Here is a 15,379-nt window from a genome sequence, read left to right on the forward strand (position 1 = left end):
TGCTCCTTACACCAGACCCAGCGCCGCGAGGCCCAGATCGATGAGCTTGATGCCCAGGAACGGGACGATGATTCCGCCCAGGCCGTAGATCGCGAGGTTGCGTCGCAACACCACGCCGGCGCCCTGCGGCCGGTAGGCGATGCCCTTCAGCGCCAGCGGGATCAACACCACGATGATCAGGGCATTGAAGATCACCGCCGACAGGATGGCCGACATGGGGCTGGCCAGCCCCATGACATTGAGCGCATCGAGCTGCGGGTAAACCGCCACGAACATGGCCGGGATGATGGCGAAATACTTGGCCAGGTCGTTGGCGATGCTGAAGGTGGTCAGCGCGCCGCGGGTCATGAGCATCTGCTTGCCGACCGCCACGACTTCCAGCAGCTTGGTCGGATTCGAGTCCAGATCGACCATGTTGCCGGCCTCCTTGGCCGCCTGGGTGCCGCTGTGCATGGCCACCGCGACATCCGCCTGGGCGAGCGCCGGTGCATCGTTGGTGCCGTCGCCGGTCATGGCCACCAGTCGGCCCTCGGCCTGGTACTGGCGGATCAGCTTGAGTTTGTCCTCGGGCGTCGCCTCGGCGAGAAAGTCGTCCACGCCGGCCTCGGCGGCGATGGCGGCGGCGGTCAGGCGGTTGTCGCCGGTGATCATCACCGTCTTGATGCCCATGCGCCGCAGCTCGGCGAAGCGCTCCTTGATGCCGCCCTTGACGATGTCCTTGAGCTCGATCACGCCCAGCACGCGGCTGCCGTCGGCCACCACCAGCGGCGTGCTGCCGCGGCGCGACACTTCCTCTGCTGCCCGAATCACATCGTCCGGCAACCGGCCGCCGTTGGCCTCCACATGCTTGCGGATCGCCTCCAGCGCACCTTTGCGGATCTGCCGGTCGCCCAGATTCACGCCGCTCATGCGCGTCTGCGCCGAGAACGGCACGAAGGTCGCCCCCAATTCGAGCAGATTGCGCTCGCGCAGGTTGAAGCGCTGCTTGGCCAGCACCACGATGCTGCGGCCTTCGGGCGTCTCGTCGGCCAGCGAGGCCAGCTGCGCGGCATCGGCCAGTTGCTGTTCGGACACGCCCGGCACCGGCAGGAAGGCCGCCGCCTGGCGGTTGCCCAGCGTGATGGTGCCGGTCTTGTCCAGCAGCAGCACGTCCACGTCGCCGGCCGCCTCCACCGCGCGGCCGGAGGTGGCGATGACGTTGGCGCCCAGCATGCGGCTCATGCCGGCGATGCCAATGGCCGACAGCAGCGCGCCGATGGTGGTCGGAATCAGGCACACGAGAAGCGCCACCAGCGCGGTCACCGTGACCGGACTGCCGGCCCCGGCAGTGGCCACTGCGAACAGCGAATACGGCAGCAGCGTCACGGTGGCCAGCAAAAAGATCAGCGTCAGCGCCACCAGCAAAATGGTCAGCGCGATCTCGTTGGGCGTCTTCTGCCGCTTGGCGCCTTCCACCAGCGCGATCATGCGATCGACGAAGGTCTCGCCGGGGTTGGCGGTGACGCGCACCACGATCCGGTCCGACAGCACCGTGGTGCCACCGGTGACGGCCGAGAAATCGCCGCCCGACTCGCGGATCACCGGCGCCGACTCGCCGGTGATGGCGCTCTCGTTGACCGAGGCGGCGCCCTCGATGACCTCGCCGTCGGCCGGAATCATGTCGCCGGCTTCGACCAGCACCACATCGCCGCGGCGCAGATCGGAGCCGGGCACCGATTCCCAGTCAGAGCCGAAGCGGGGCTCGCGCAGCTTTTTGGCCAGGATCATCTTCTTGGTGGCCCGCAGCGCCGCCGCCTGCGCCTTGCTGCGGCCTTCGGCCAGCGCCTCGGCGAAATTGGCGAACAGCACCGTGAACCACAGCCACACCGTGGTGGCGCCAATGAACCAGGCCGGTGCCTCGCCCGTGCCAATCAGTGCCTGCAGCCACAGCGCGGTGGTGAACAGGCTGCCGACGTAGACCACGAACATCACCGGATTGCGCCACTGCACGCGCGGGTCGAGCTTGCGCAGCGCATCCACCAGCGCCGGCCGTAACAGGACGGGATCGAACAGCGAAAGGCTTTTGGTCGTCATGGGGTTCGCCTCAGTTGCCAGCCCAAAGGATCAGGTGCTCGATCGCCGGCCCCAGCGCCAGCGCCGGCACGTAGGTCAGCGCGCCCAGCAGCAGCACGGTACCGACCAGCAACCCCACGAACAGCAGGCCATGGGTCGGCAGCGTGCCCGGCCCCTGCACCAGACGCTTCTTGGCCGCCAGCGAGCCGGCGATCGCCAGCACCGGCACGATCACCGCGAAGCGCCCCAGCCACATGGCCACGCCAAGCCAGCCGTTGTAGAAGGGCGTGTTGGCGCCAAGACCCGCGAAGGCGCTGCCGTTGTTGTTGGCCGCGGACGAGAAGGCGTAGAGGATTTCCGAGAAACCATGCGCGCCGGGATTGGCCACCCCCCCGGTGCCGGCGCTGGCGCTCACCGCAATCGCCGTGCCCAGCAGCACCAGCGCCGGGGTCACCAGGATGGCGATCGCCACCATCTTCATGTCGAAGGCCTCGATTTTCTTGCCGAGGTATTCGGGCGTGCGGCCGATCATGAGCCCGGCGATGAACACCGCCATCATGGCAAACACCAGCATTCCGTACAGACCCGAGCCGACGCCGCCGAACACCACCTCGCCGAGCTGCATCAGCACCATCGGCACCAGCCCGCCCAGCGGCGTGAAGGAGTCGTGCATGGCGTTGACCGAGCCGTTCGAGGCCGAGGTGGTCGCGGCCGCCCACAGCGCCGAGGCGCCGATACCGTGGCGGGTCTCCTTGCCCTCCATGTTGCCGCCGGATTGCAGCGCGCTCGCGGTCTGATCGGTGCCCAGCGCGGCGAGCAGCGGATTGCCCTGCTGCTCGAAACTCATGACCGCGATCGTGGCACCGACGAAGATCACCGTCATCGCCGCCAGCACCGCCCAGCCCTGGCGGGTGTCGCCCACGGCCCTGCCGAAGGTGTAGCAGAGCGCGGCCGGAATCAGCAGGATCGCCAGCAGCTCCAGGAAATTGGACAGCGGCGTCGGGTTCTCGAATGGGTGCGCGGAGTTGACACTGAAGAAGCCGCCGCCGTTGGTGCCGAGCTGTTTGATGGCGATCTGCGAGGCGGCCGGTCCCATCGGCAGGGTCTGGGCGCTCGTGGCGACGGTCTCGGTGACGGCATTACCCGCGGCATCCGTCACCGGCTGACCGGCATCGTCGAGCCTCGCTGCCTCGTAGCTCACCGGTTCCAGCGTGGTGACTTCCTGGTAGGCCGAGAAGTTCTGGATCACGCCCTGGCTGACCAGTGCCAGTGCCAAAACGAACGACAAGGGCAGCAGCAGATAGACCGTGACGCGGTACAGATCGGCCCAGAAATTGCCGATGGTCTGCGCCGAATGACGCGCGAAGCCGCGGATCAGGGCGAACACCACCGCGATGCCCGCCGCGGCCGAGACGAAGTTCTGCACCCCGAGCCCGAGCATCTGCGTCATATAGCTCATAGTGGCCTCGCCACCATAACCCTGCCAGTTGGTGTTGGTGACGAAGCTGATAGCGGTGTTGAAACTCGAATCCGGCGTGACATTCACCATCTGCTGCGGATTGAGCGGCAGCCACAACTGCAACCGCTGCAGCGCGTACACCACAATGAATCCGACCAGACTGAACAGCAGCACCGCCAGGGCATATTGGCGCCAGCTCATCTCCTCACGGCCGATGCCGCACAAGCGGAAAACGCCGCCTTCGAGCCGCGCCAGCGGCCGCCAGCGCGGCGCGTCCATGAGCTTGGCTATGTACAGGCCCAGCGGCTTGACCGCCGCCAGCAGCACGACCAGATAAGCCGCGAGCAGCAACCAGGATTGCGTGGTCATTCAGAAATCCTCCGCCCGGATCAGGGCGTAGACGAGATAACCGAGCAGCGCCACCGCCAATGCGCCACCGATCAGATAGACCACACTCATGGCGCCGCTCCCGGCAGGCGACCGCAGCCGACCGCCAGACCCACCACGAGACCGAACAGGACCAACAGGACAAGCAACCAGACCCCATCCATCGCGCTGCTCCTCATGCATGACAGACATCCGGCACGATACGCCGACGCCTGCAAACTGGCCGACAAAAGACGCGGCTGTGGCGTCAACAAGCCGTAAACATGAGGCGGATCAGGCTGGCAATGGAACCCCGGCTGCCAACGGCCGGGCTGCGCTTCAAACGATGGGTTCGTGCACGGTCACCAGCTTGGTGCCGTCCGGAAAGGTGGCCTCCACCTGCACGTCGGGGATCATCTCCGGCACGCCTTCCATGACGTCGTCGCGCGTCAGCAGGGTGCGGCCGTAATCCATCATTTCGGCCACCGTGCGGCCATCGCGGGCGCCTTCCAGAATCGCCGCGCTGATATAGGCCACGGCTTCCGGGTAGTTGAGCTTCACGCCGCGCGCCTTGCGCCGTTCGGCCAGCAGCGCGGCGGTAAACAGCAGCAGCTTGTCTTTCTCGCGTGGGGTCAGTTCCATGCGGTCTCCCTTTTTCGTTTGAAACTCAGGTCGCCCAGATGCGCGGCGCCAGCGCCGGGCGGCCCAGCACGGCCGGGCGCAGCGCGGCCCAGGCGTCGATGAGGGCGCGCTGCACGGCCTGCGCCTGCGGGCCAAGCACGCGCAGTGCCAGCACGCCGTCCACGTTGCTGGCGCCGGCCAGCACACCGGCATGCGCCTCCACCGCCGCGCGCACGGCGCCGACGATTTCCTCCTCGCTTACCAGTGTGGCCAGCAAGGTGCCGCTGACGCACTGGCCGCGCAGACCAAACGGTGCATCCAGCAGCGCCGCGCCGTCGTAATGGGCGCGCTCCAGCCACAGCGGCGCACCGTCCTGCCATAGCTCCAGCGCCATGCCGAGCCGGCCGGCGTAGCGCTCGCCGCTGTCCGGCCGGCCCAGGCACAGGATCTCCCAGCCGATGAAGCGGCCGCCGGGCGCAAGCTCCACCCGCGTCGCCACCCGCGCGTGCACGCCGGCGAAGGCTATGGTCGGCTGCGGCAGCCATTCGAGTTGCGCGCCGGGGTCCACGCGCAGCGTCTGGGTGAGCTGCGCGCACGGGCCGGCGCTGCGGTACAGCTTGCTCGCGGCCGGTGTGGTGATCAGCACACGGCTGTGCGGCCCGGCGTGAACCGCCACGTCCAGCACGTCGCCGCCCACCACCCCGCCCGGCGGGTGCAGCAGATACACGTGACAGGCACCGGCCGGCCCTTCCGGATGAAAGGGCCGTTGCACGGTCAGCGGCCCGCCGTGCGCGCGCCGGGCGAGCACGGTGCGCTCGCCCTGGCGCGCAAAGCTCAGGCCGAGGTGTGCGCGCCAGCCGGTGGCGATCTCAGCGTCGGCGCGAGCGCGCACGAGCACGCTGCGCGCCCAGCAGACTCAGGCCACCGACGCCCAGCGCCAACACCAGCAGTGCGGTCCACGGGTGGTGCAGCAGGAGGTCCGGCAGTCCGGCCAGCGGGGCGTGGCCCGGATGGGCAAGCGCGACACCGGGCAGCGCAAACATGGCCAGGAAAAGGGCTTTTGGTGCGTGTTTCATTGGGGTTTCCTCGAGGTTGCTTGCAGGTGATTCAGCCGCGGATCATGTGTTTGTGCGCGCCCATCTTGCCGTGCGCCACCAGCGTGCCGAGCACGTCCACGCAGGCCCGCACGCCCAGCAGCGCCGTGATGTCCGAGGTGTCGTACGGCGGGGAGACTTCCACCACCTCCATGCCGCACAGGCCTTCCTTGGCCACGGCGCCGATCAGGTACAGGATCTCACGCGGCAGAAAGCCGCCCGGCTCCGGCCAGCCGGTGCCCGGCACGAAGCCGCAGTCCACCGAGTCGATGTCGAAGGACAGGTACACCGCGTCGGTGCCGTCCCAGGCCTTCTCGAGCGCGATCTCGGCCACCTTCTCCAGGCCCAGCTCCACCACGTCGTTCATGGTGATGATGGTGGTGTCGCGCTTGCGCGCTTCGGCGATGGCCTCGCGCGGCACCTGCCAGCCGCCGATGCCGATCTGCACCAGGTTCTTGGCCGGCACGTTGGGCAGGTTGGTGGCGTGGAACCAGGGCGTGGTGTGCATGCGCTCGTCGAGGTCCTTTTCCTGGATGTCGGCGTGGCGGTCGAAGTGGATGATGCCGATCTTCTTGTCGGTCTCGCGGGCGATGCCGCGCACGGTGGCAAAGCCGATCGAGTGATCGCCGCCCAGGATCACCGGGAAGGCGCCGGATCGGAACACGTGCCCGACGGCGTTGCTGATCTGGTCGAAGGTCTTTTCGATGTTGGCCGGGATGGTGAATACATCGCCGGCGTCGCACAGCGTCATCTGCTCGCGAAGATCAACGCCGATCTCGTAGTTGTACGGGGTGTACAGCGCAGAAATGCGGCGCATGCCCTGCGGTCCGAAGCGCGTGCCCGGCCGGTAGGTGGTGCCGCCGTCGAAGGGCACGCCCAGCACGCAGGCGTCATAGTTGCCGATCAGGTTGGCGTCCTCGCAGTACGGCGCCTTCATGAAGGTGTTGATGCCGGCGAAGTGCGGCAGCTCGCCGCGCGAGAAGGTGGGGATGGTCTTGTCGTCCAGGCTGTCGGCGCCCGGCAGGCCCAGCTTCAGGCCGCGCGCCTGCTCGGCGTGCCAGCGGTCGAGCGGAATCAGCTCTTCCTTGCCCAGCATGGCCCAGGAATGCAGGCTGGTCTTGTCGAAACTGGGGTGATGTTGGCGCACCGCCGGACCTGCGGGCGGGCGCGAGGAACGCAATCGGGACATGGCAAAAGCTCCTGTCTGGCTTCAGGGGTGGTGGGGGAACTGCGAAACGGATGCCGGCGCGCGGCGCGGGCGCATGGCGCTGGCCAGCGCGGCTGCCAGTTCCGGGGACGTGTGGGCCTCGGGACTGCGCAGCGGCAGGTCGTAGGTGATGGTGGCGCCGTAGGCGGTCGGGTCCTGCGGGTCCCAGCGCGGCTTGTCGAACACCAGCAGGCGGGTGCCCAGCGCGAAGCCCTCGTGCAAATCGTGCGTGACCATGAACACGGTAAGACCCAGCCGCTGCCACAGCGCCGTCAGCAGCGCGTGCATGTCCTTGCGCGTGCCCGGATCGAGCGCGCCGAAGGGTTCGTCCAGCAGCAGGATGGCCGGCTCCATCACCAGCGCCTGGGCAATCGCCAGGCGTTGGCGCATGCCGCCGGACAGCGCCGCCGGGTATTTGGCCTCGTCGTCGGCCAGGCCGACGGCTTCCAGCATGGCCCGGGCGCGGGACAGCGCCACGCGCCGCGTACGGCCGAACAGGTGACCGGTGAAGCGTGCCCGGTCCAGCTCCAGGCCCAGCAGCACGTTGCCCAGCACGGTCAGGTGCGGGTAGACCGAATAGCGCTGGAACACCACGCCGCGCTCACGCCCCGGCTCGGCGGCCAGCGGCTTGCCGTCCAGCAGAATCTGCCCACGCGTGGGTTTGAGCTCCCCCAGCAGCAGGCGCAGAAAGCTGGTCTTGCCGCAGCCCGACGCGCCGACGATGGTGACCAGCTCGCCGGCCGGCACATGCAGCTCGATCCGCTCCAGCACCGGCGTGGCGCCGTAGCGCAGCCACAGGCCGTTGACGTCCAGGCCGCTCATGCGCCGTTGTCCTCCACCCACGGGAACCAGCGGCGGGCGAGCGCCGCCAGCGTGCGGTCCATCGCATACGCCAGCAGCGTGATCCACGCCACGTACGGCAGGATCACGTCCATCGCCATGTACCGGCGCACCAGAAAAATCCGGTAGCCGAGGCCATCGGTGGCGGCGATGGCCTCGGCCGCGATCAGGAACAACCAGGCCGGCCCCAATGTCAGGCGCAGGCCGTGCACGAGCGCCGGCAGGGTTTGCGGAATCACCACCCGCAGGGCGATCTGCCAGGTGCTGGCGCCCAGCGTCTGCGCCTTGATCACCTGTTCGCGCGGGATCTCGCCCGCCCGCTGGGCCAGATCGCGCATCAGAAACGGCGCCACGCCAAAGCCGATCAGCACGATCTTGGACAGCTCGCCCAGCCCCAACACGATGAACAGGATCGGCAGCAGCGCCAGCGGCGGGATCATCGACAGCACCGCCACCAGCGGCCCGAGCGTGGCGCGCACCAGTGGGATCAGGCCCATCGCCACGCCCACCGCAAAGCCCAGCACGGCGCTCACGCCCACGCCCCAGGTCAGGCGCTGCAGGCTGGCGGCGGTATCGGCCCACAGCAGCACGCTGCCGCTGCGCGCATCCGGCTGCGTGGCCAGGCGCACCGTGGTGTCCGCGAGCGTTGCCAGCGACGGCAGGAGCTTGTCGTTGGGGTTCGCCGCCAGGCGCGCGTCGGAGCCGATCAGGTAGGCCAAGGCCAACAGGGCCAGCGGCAGCACCCCCAGCACCAGCGCGCTGGCGCGGCCGGGGCGGCGATTGAGCAGGCGGGTCATGGCCTTGCCTGTCGCGCCTTACAGCGCGCCGTCGGCCGCCATCTTCATGTAGGTGTCGTCAAAACGCAGCTTCACGTTGCCGGCATCGCCCAGCGTTTTGCCGCCCGGAAAGGCAATGCCCACCGCATCGGCGCTCCTGGCGCCCTCGCCCAGCAGCCCGTGGGCGAACGAGAACGTGCGCACGTAATCCATGGTGCGCAGCAGGGCCGGATCGCGGCTGAAGGCCACCGCCTCGGCCGGCTCGTAGAACATCTGCGTGGTGGCGAGCTGGCTTTCGAAGCCGGCCAGGTCGGTTCCGGAAGCCTTGGCCATGGCCTCGCGCGCGGCCTTGCCGGCGGCGTCCTGCGCGGCCATCAGCGCCATGGTTTCGTACCAGGCGCCGGTCAGCGCCTTGCCCAGCGCCGGGTTGGCCGCGAGCGTGGCCGAGTTGACCACCAGCAGGTCGATGATCTCGCCGGGAATATCGGACGAATCAAATACCAGCGACGCGCCCGGCAAGGCCTTGACCTCGGCCAGCTGCGGGTTCCAGGTGACGATGGCGTCCACATCCGGCGCCGCCGCGGCGGCCACGATGTCCGCATCGCCGGTGTTCACCACGGTGATGTCGCGCTCGCTCAGCCCCACCGACTCCAGCGCCCGCGCCAGCAGGTAGTGCGAAACCGATAGTTCCACCAGATTCACCTTGCGGCCCTTGATGGCCTTCAGGTCCGTGGCGCCCTTGAGCACCACGCCGTCGTTGCCGTTCGAGAAATCGCCCACGATCAGCGCCGTGGAGTCCACCCCGCCGGCCGCCGGGATGGTCAGGGCGTCCATGTTGGTCATCACGCAGCCGTCGAAGGCGCCGGCCGTGTACTGGTTGATGGACTCGACGTAATCGTTGATCTGCACCACGTCGATGCTGATGCCGTACTTGTCGGCCCACTTCTTGACGATGCCGGTATCAGCCGCGTGGCCCCACGGCATCCAGCCGACATAGATGGACCAGGCGATGCGGAAGTCTTTCTTGGGCGCCGCCTGCGCCGGAGTGGCGAGGCCAACCGCCAGCACGGCGGTAAGCAGCAGGGTGGTCAAGCGGTTCATGGTGCGCTCCCTGTGGTGGAAGCGCCGGGGGGCCGGCGAGCGAAATGCCAGGCGCCGTGGACCCCAGCGCAGCTAACATCTCCCGGGCTTTTGTCCCGCCGTGTACCCGGTCCTGTGGGGGCCGGGCTGCCTCTCTCGGACCAGCACCCGGCCGCAGCCGAATCGGAACCCTAGACGCAACGTGAACTTTGCAATCCCTGTGCCACACCCTGCCGCCACGACCACGCAGGCCCTTCCCAACGGCGGGCGAATCACCTTCGATCCGCGTCCGCAGGCCGCTTCCGTCGCCGTGGTGCTGCGTCTGGCAGGCGGCACGCGCGAGGAAACCGCCGCCGATGCCGGGCATCTGCACCTGCTGGAACACCTGCTGCTGCGGCGCACCGCCCGCAGCGATTCGTCGGCACTCGCCCGGCGCATCACGGCGCTCGGGGGCATGGTCAATGCCGAGACCGGCCGCGAACATCTGGCGCTGATCGGCCGCGCGCCGGCCGGGCAGGCGTCCGCACTGGCCGAGCTGCTGGTCGAGTGCCTGTGCGAACCGGCCTTCGACGAAACCGACCTGGCACTGGAACTGGGCGTGATCGAAGCCGAACGCACTTTCGTGGGGCAGACGCCGCCCCACGAGGCCCTGATCCGGCTCGCCTGGCCGCAGCATCCGCTCGGCCGGCTGGTGCTGCCGGCCGATCCGGCATCTGCCGGCCCGGCTGCGCTGCAGCGACTGTGGGCGCGCCAGTGCGTCGGAGCACGGCTTGGCGTCGCGGTCGTCGGCGCTTTCGATGTTGCCGCGGTCGAAGCAGCGCTTGCGCCGCTGGCAAGGCTGCCCGCCGGCACCGCCCCCGACTGGGGAGCACCGCCCGAGTTCGTGCCCGGCCGTTACGGCGATCTGCGCGATGAGCGGCCAGCAAGCCTGCTGTGGGCACTGCCGTGCATGCCCTACGACCGCGCCGCTACGGCGGGCTGGGAATTGACCGCAGCGGTGCTGGAATTCACCCTCGCCGCGGCGCTGCGGGACAGCGGTCTTGCCTACGCGTGCGCGGTGTGGCCAGAGTTCCATTCGGATGCCGGCCTGATCGCGGTGCAGGTATCGACGGTGCCGGGCCGGGTCGCCGCCTGTGCCGACGCGGTGAATGCCTGCCTGGATGCGCTGGCGAACGAAGGCTCGAGTTCGGAAATGACGAACCTCGCGCGCGACGCCCTTTCAGCGCGCGCAGCGCTGGCCCGGGACGACCTGGAAAACCAGGCACAGGCGCTGACGCAGCATCCGCCCGGCATCGAGCCGGCGCCCGGCCAACGGATCGTGCTGCCGGCCGCCGGCTGCGTGTTGCAGATCGTGGTATGAGCGCGCGCCGCGCCTGCGGCTCACCGCATCCGGATCAGCCCCGGGTGCGCATCATCAGCGTGAACTCGCCGTCCTGAATCCGCTCGTGGCGCTGGTTGGTGACAGTAAAGGCCAGCGTGACCACGCCGCGGTCGGGCTTGGAGGTTGCCTTCACCGCCCGCACGCGCATCTCGGCGGCGATGGTGTCGCCGAACTTCACCGGCCCGATGAAGCGCCAGGTCAGGCCCAGGAACGCGATGATGGTGCCGTTGATGACACCGGTCTGATGCATCAGACCGGACACGATGGCCAGACCCAGCAGGCCGTGCGCAATCGGCTCGCCGAACTGCGTCTCGGCTGCGAACACGCGGTCGGTGTGCAGCACGTTGAAGTCGCCGGACAGGCCGGCGAAGGCCATCACGTCGGCCTCGGTGACGGTACGGCGCACGGTCGGGATGACCGCGCCGGGGGTGAAATCCTCGAAATACCAGGCGGTCATCTCAGCTCCTAGCGGTCAGGACAAGCGGCGGCAGATTACGCGCTGCAAAAGGCGACCGGCAAGCGCGCCGGCTTGAAGGAAACTTAAACTATCTGCCCCGCCACCCGCACCCAGGCCCGCGCCATGACCGCCACCCTGATCCTGATCCGCCACGGCCGCTCGCTGTGGAACGACCAGAACCGCTTCACCGGCTGGGTCGACGTGCCGCTGATGGAGCGCGGCTGGCAGGAGGCCGAAACGGCCGGTCGCCTGCTGGCCGACTACCGTTTCGATGCCGCCTACGCCTCGCACCTGCAGCGCGCCATCTGCACCCTGCAGGTGGTGCTGCGCGCCAACCGCGGCGGGCGCACGCCGATCTTCATCCCGGCCGAGGGCACCGTGCCGCGCGAGTCCTACCGGCCGAACGAGAACGAGTTTCCAGCCTTTTTGCACGTCGTGCCGCTGGCCGAACGCCACTACGGCGACCTGCAGGGCCTGAACAAGGACGAGGTGCGGGCCAAGTACGGCGAGGAGCAGTTCGTCAAGTGGCGCCGCGGTTACGACACCCCGCCGCCGAACGGCGAGAGCCTCAAGGACACCGTGGCACGCGCCCTGCCCTACTTCAACACCGAGATTCGGCCGCGTCTCGCGAGCGGCGAGACGGTGCTGATCTCCGCCCACGGCAATTCGCTTCGCGCACTGACCAAGGAACTGGAAGGCATTTCCGACCAGGACATCATCAAGCTGGAAATCCCGACCGGCGTGCCGATCATCTACCGGCTGGATGTCGACGCAGACCGGCTGCACATCGTCGACAAGCAGGTGCTGGGCACCGGCTGACCCGGCCGTGGCGCGTCTGCGCCTGCCGCGCACGGTCTGGGTGCTCGGCTTCGCCTCGCTGCTGAACGACACCGCCAGCGAGATGATCGCGCCCCTGCTGCCGGTGTTCCTGACCGCCGTGCTGGGCGCCGCGCCGGCCGCCATCGGCCTGATCGAGGGCCTGGCCGTGGCCACCGCCAGCGTGCTGCAGCTGGTTTCCGGGCGCCTCGCCGACCGTGGCGTCAGCACCCGCTGGCTGGTGCTGGGTGGTTATGGTGCCTCGAACCTGGTGCGTCCACTGATCGCGCTGGCCTGGGCCTGGCCGGTGGTGCTGCTGTTGCGCTTTGCCGACCGCATCGGCAAGGGTCTGCGCACCTCGCCACGCGACGCCCTGCTGGCCGGGGCGGTGGAGGAACGGCACCGCGGCGTGGTGTTCGGCTTTCACCGGGCCATGGATCACGGCGGCGCCATGCTGGGGCCGCTGCTGGCCTTTGGCCTGCTGCAGGCCGGCCTGAGCACGCCGCAGGTGTTTGCGGCCTCGGTGGTGCCCGGTGCGCTGGTGTTGCTGTGCCTGGGCCTTGGGCTGCGCGAGCCCGCCGCGATTCCACCCGCGCCGCTGGCGCCGCTGCGCTGGGGCCTGCTCGACCGGCGCATTCGCGGCCTGATCGGCGCCGCCGGGCTGCTGGCAGTCGCCAGCGTGCCGGACGCCTTCCTGGTGCTGTGGGCGTATCAGGGCGGCATCGAGGTGGTCTGGCTGCCGCTGCTGTGGGCGGCGGCGCATGCGGTCCGGTCGGCCATATCCATCCCGGCCGGCTATTTGTCGGACCGCCTCGGGCGCATCCCCGTCGTTACCGGTGGCTGGCTGATCCGCGCCGGCCTGCTGGCCGTGATGGGCGCCGTCAGCCGGGACGGCACGCTGCTCTGGGGGCTGTTTCTGGCCTATGCCGGCGCCACCGCCTGCACCGAGGGCGCCGAACGGGCGCTGATCGGCGATCGCGCCCCACCGGAACAAAAAGGTACCGCGTTTGGCATCTACTACCTGGTCAGCGGCCTGCTGGCCCTGCCCGGGGCCGTGCTGTTCGGCGGCCTGTGGCAGAGCCTTGGCCAGGGCAGTGCATTCGCCGTGGCCGCCGCGATCACGCTGATCGGCGCCGGCGCGTTCGTTCACCAGGCACGACAAGGCTGAGTTCGCACCGCCCGCGCCCCGTCGGGGCCGGCGCTAGCCCCGGTTGGCCACCAGATCCTCCACCACCGTCGGATCGGCCAGGGTGGTGGTGTCGCCGATGCTCGCCAGGTCGTTCTCGGCGATCTTGCGCAGGATGCGACGCATGATCTTGCCCGAGCGGGTCTTGGGCAGGCCGGGCGCCCACTGGATCACGTCCGGGCTGGCGATGGCGCCGATTTCCTTGCGTACCGTCGCCAGCAGTTCGTCGCGCAGGGCCGGCGTCGGTTCCAGCCCGGCCATCAGGGTCACGAAGGCGTAGATGCCCTGGCCCTTGATTTCGTGCGGGTAGCCGACCACGGCCGCCTCGGCCACGGCCGGGTGCAGCACCAGCGCCGATTCGATCTCGGCCGTGCCCAGACGGTGGCCGGACACGTTGATGACGTCGTCCACGCGGCCGGTGATCCAGTAGTAGCCATCGGCATCGCGCCGGCAGCCGTCGCCGGTGAAGTAGTAGCCCGGATAGGCCTTCAGATACGTGTCGACGAAGCGCTGGTGGTCGCCGAACACGCTGCGCATCATGCCCGGCCAGGAGCGCTTCAAAACGAGGTTACCGCTGGCGGCGCCGGACAGCTCGTTGCCGTCGGCATCCATCAGCGCCGGCTCGATGCCAAACAGCGGCTTGGTGGCCGAGCCGGGCTTGAGCGCCGTCGCCCCCGGCAGCGGCGAGATCAGAATGCCGCCGGTCTCGGTCTGCCACCAGGTGTCGACGATCGGGCAGCGCCCCTCGCCCACCACGCGGTGGTACCACTCCCAGGCCTCGGGGTTGATCGGCTCGCCGACCGAACCCAGCAGCCGCAACGACTTGCGGCTGGTGCCCAGCACCGGCTCGTCGCCGGCGCGCATCAGGGCGCGGATGGCGGTCGGCGCGGTGTAGAAGATGTTGACCTGGTGCTTGTCGATGACTTCCCAGAAGCGGGCCGGCGTGGGGTGCGTGGGCACGCCCTCGAACACCAGCGAGGTGGCGCCGTTGGCCAGCGGCCCGTAGACGATGTAGCTGTGGCCGGTGACCCAGCCGACGTCCGCCGTGCACCAGTAGACGTCGCCGTCGTGGTAGTCGAAGACGTACTTGTGGGTCAGAGCCACGTAGGTCAGATAGCCACCGGTGGTGTGCAGCACGCCCTTGGGTTTGCCGGTGGAACCCGAGGTGTAGAGGATGAACAGCGGGTCCTCGGCGTCCATCGGCTCGGCCGGGCAGTCGGCACTGGCCGAGGCCAGCAGGTCCTGATACCAGCCGTCGCGGCCGTCCTGCCAGGCGATGTCGGCGCCGGTGTGCCGGTACACCAACACGGTATGCACGTTGGGGCACCCTTCGAGTGCCTGATCGACGTTGGCCTTGAGCGGAATCGGCTTGCCGCCGCGCAGGCCCTGGTCGGCGGTGATGACCACCCGGCAGTCGGAATCCAGAATGCGGCTTTTGATGGATTCCGGCGAAAAGCCGCCAAACACCACCGAATGCACGGCGCCGATGCGCGCGCAGGCCAGCATGGCCGCCACCGCGGCCGGGATCATCGGCATGTAGATGCAGACGCGGTCGCCTTTCTTGACGCCGCGGGTCTTGAGCACATTCGCCAGGCGGCAGACCTCGTCGTACAGCTCACGGTAGCTGACGTGGCGGGCGAAGGCCGGATCGTCGCCCTCCCAGATCAGCGCCGTCTGCTCACCGCGGGTCTCCAAGTGTCGGTCCAGGCAGTTGTAGGCCACGTTCAGCTTGCCGCCGCTGAACCAGCGGATGTGGCCGGCGGTCAGGTCTTCCTCGCACACCGTCCGCCAGGGCTCGAACCAGCTGACGAAACGGCTGGCCTGCTCGGCCCAGAAAGCATCCCGATCGGCCAGCGAGCGGGCGTACAGGGCCTCGTAGTCGGCGGCCTTGATGTAGGCGCGGGCGGCAAACTCGGCCGGTACCGGATAGATTTTTTCGTCGGACATGGGATCCCCTGATGGCTCACGCGCCGTGCGGCGACAGCGTTCGAACAACGAATGGTAAGTAAGCGGACGATAGGCGTCGAGAAAAACGACCCGCCAC

The 15,379-nt window shown here is 68.7% G+C and carries 15 protein-coding genes and 1 riboswitch; of the genes, 3 read left to right on the forward strand and 12 right to left on the reverse strand.

The features are described from left to right. Window positions 1-6: 6 nt before the first annotated feature. The 10 genes from kdpB to H5U26_RS07725 form a co-directional block, all read right to left on the reverse strand. Window positions 7-2,073, reverse strand: a complete 2,067-nt coding sequence (gene kdpB, locus H5U26_RS07680) for a potassium-transporting ATPase subunit KdpB (protein ID WP_290618307.1) — start codon at window positions 2,071-2,073, stop codon at window positions 7-9. Between the two features lie 10 nt (window positions 2,074-2,083). Then, window positions 2,084-3,880 carry a potassium-transporting ATPase subunit KdpA gene (gene kdpA / locus H5U26_RS07685; RefSeq protein ID WP_290618309.1) on the reverse strand — a complete coding sequence of 599 codons (1,797 nt, stop codon included), beginning with the start codon at window positions 3,878-3,880 and terminating at the stop codon, window positions 2,084-2,086. Next, the gene (gene kdpF, locus H5U26_RS07690; RefSeq protein WP_290618311.1) at window positions 3,881-3,970 is read right to left on the reverse strand and encodes a K(+)-transporting ATPase subunit F; all 90 of its coding nucleotides are present in this window, start codon (window positions 3,968-3,970) and stop codon (window positions 3,881-3,883) included. It abuts the gene before it with no gap. Window positions 3,971-4,216: 246 nt separating this feature from the next. Beyond that, window positions 4,217-4,519 (reverse strand): urease subunit gamma, encoded by a 303-nt coding sequence (gene ureA, locus H5U26_RS07695; RefSeq protein WP_290618313.1) that lies wholly within the window; start codon window positions 4,517-4,519, stop codon window positions 4,217-4,219. A 25-nt stretch (window positions 4,520-4,544) separates the two neighbouring features. Then, window positions 4,545-5,390, reverse strand: coding sequence for an urease accessory protein UreD (locus H5U26_RS07700; RefSeq protein WP_290618315.1), 846 nt, complete (start codon window positions 5,388-5,390; stop codon window positions 4,545-4,547). Further along, window positions 5,368-5,574 carry a hypothetical protein gene (locus tag H5U26_RS07705; RefSeq protein ID WP_290618317.1) on the reverse strand — a complete coding sequence of 69 codons (207 nt, stop codon included), beginning with the start codon at window positions 5,572-5,574 and terminating at the stop codon, window positions 5,368-5,370. The genes H5U26_RS07700 and H5U26_RS07705 overlap by 23 nt, the downstream gene beginning before the upstream one ends. 31 nt (window positions 5,575-5,605) lie before the next feature. After that, window positions 5,606-6,781, reverse strand: coding sequence for an agmatinase family protein (locus H5U26_RS07710; RefSeq protein WP_290618319.1), 1,176 nt, complete (start codon window positions 6,779-6,781; stop codon window positions 5,606-5,608). A 21-nt stretch (window positions 6,782-6,802) separates the two neighbouring features. Beyond that, window positions 6,803-7,621, reverse strand: coding sequence for an ABC transporter ATP-binding protein (locus H5U26_RS07715; RefSeq protein ID WP_290618321.1), 819 nt, complete (start codon window positions 7,619-7,621; stop codon window positions 6,803-6,805). Then, window positions 7,618-8,436: an ABC transporter permease gene (locus H5U26_RS07720; RefSeq protein WP_290618323.1), complete on the reverse strand. Its 819-nt coding sequence runs from the start codon at window positions 8,434-8,436 to the stop codon at window positions 7,618-7,620. Before H5U26_RS07720 ends, H5U26_RS07715 begins: the two co-directional genes overlap by 4 nt. 18 nt (window positions 8,437-8,454) lie before the next feature. Continuing rightward, window positions 8,455-9,516, reverse strand: a complete 1,062-nt coding sequence (locus tag H5U26_RS07725; RefSeq protein ID WP_290618325.1) for a putative urea ABC transporter substrate-binding protein — start codon at window positions 9,514-9,516, stop codon at window positions 8,455-8,457. 77 nt (window positions 9,517-9,593) lie between these two features. After that, a riboswitch (guanidine-I (ykkC/yxkD leader) is annotated at window positions 9,594-9,701 on the reverse strand. A gap of 14 nt (window positions 9,702-9,715) precedes the next feature. On the opposite strand from H5U26_RS07725, the gene H5U26_RS07730 reads away from it, so the two are divergent. Next, window positions 9,716-10,855 carry an insulinase family protein gene (locus H5U26_RS07730; protein ID WP_290618327.1) on the forward strand — a complete coding sequence of 380 codons (1,140 nt, stop codon included), beginning with the start codon at window positions 9,716-9,718 and terminating at the stop codon, window positions 10,853-10,855. Between the two features lie 34 nt (window positions 10,856-10,889). Here the strand turns inward: H5U26_RS07730 and H5U26_RS07735 are convergent, their stop codons facing one another. Then, a complete protein-coding gene (locus tag H5U26_RS07735; protein WP_290618329.1) occupies window positions 10,890-11,333 on the reverse strand; it encodes a MaoC/PaaZ C-terminal domain-containing protein in 444 nt (147 codons plus the stop codon). Between the two features lie 123 nt (window positions 11,334-11,456). Between H5U26_RS07735 and H5U26_RS07740 the strand changes: the two genes are divergently transcribed. After that, the gene (locus H5U26_RS07740) at window positions 11,457-12,152 is read left to right on the forward strand and encodes a 2,3-bisphosphoglycerate-dependent phosphoglycerate mutase (RefSeq protein WP_290618331.1); all 696 of its coding nucleotides are present in this window, start codon (window positions 11,457-11,459) and stop codon (window positions 12,150-12,152) included. Between the two features lie 7 nt (window positions 12,153-12,159). Then, window positions 12,160-13,317, forward strand: a complete 1,158-nt coding sequence (locus H5U26_RS07745; RefSeq protein WP_290618333.1) for an MFS transporter — start codon at window positions 12,160-12,162, stop codon at window positions 13,315-13,317. A 33-nt stretch (window positions 13,318-13,350) separates the two neighbouring features. On the opposite strand, the gene acs is transcribed toward H5U26_RS07745, so the two are convergent. Beyond that, complete coding sequence (gene acs / locus H5U26_RS07750) at window positions 13,351-15,282, reverse strand: acetate--CoA ligase (RefSeq protein ID WP_290618335.1); 1,932 nt, start codon at window positions 15,280-15,282, stop codon at window positions 13,351-13,353. Between the last annotated feature and the right edge of the window lie 97 nt (window positions 15,283-15,379).

It is taken from the genome of Immundisolibacter sp. (genome assembly GCF_014359565.1).
Classification (GTDB): domain Bacteria; phylum Pseudomonadota; class Gammaproteobacteria; order Immundisolibacterales; family Immundisolibacteraceae; genus Immundisolibacter.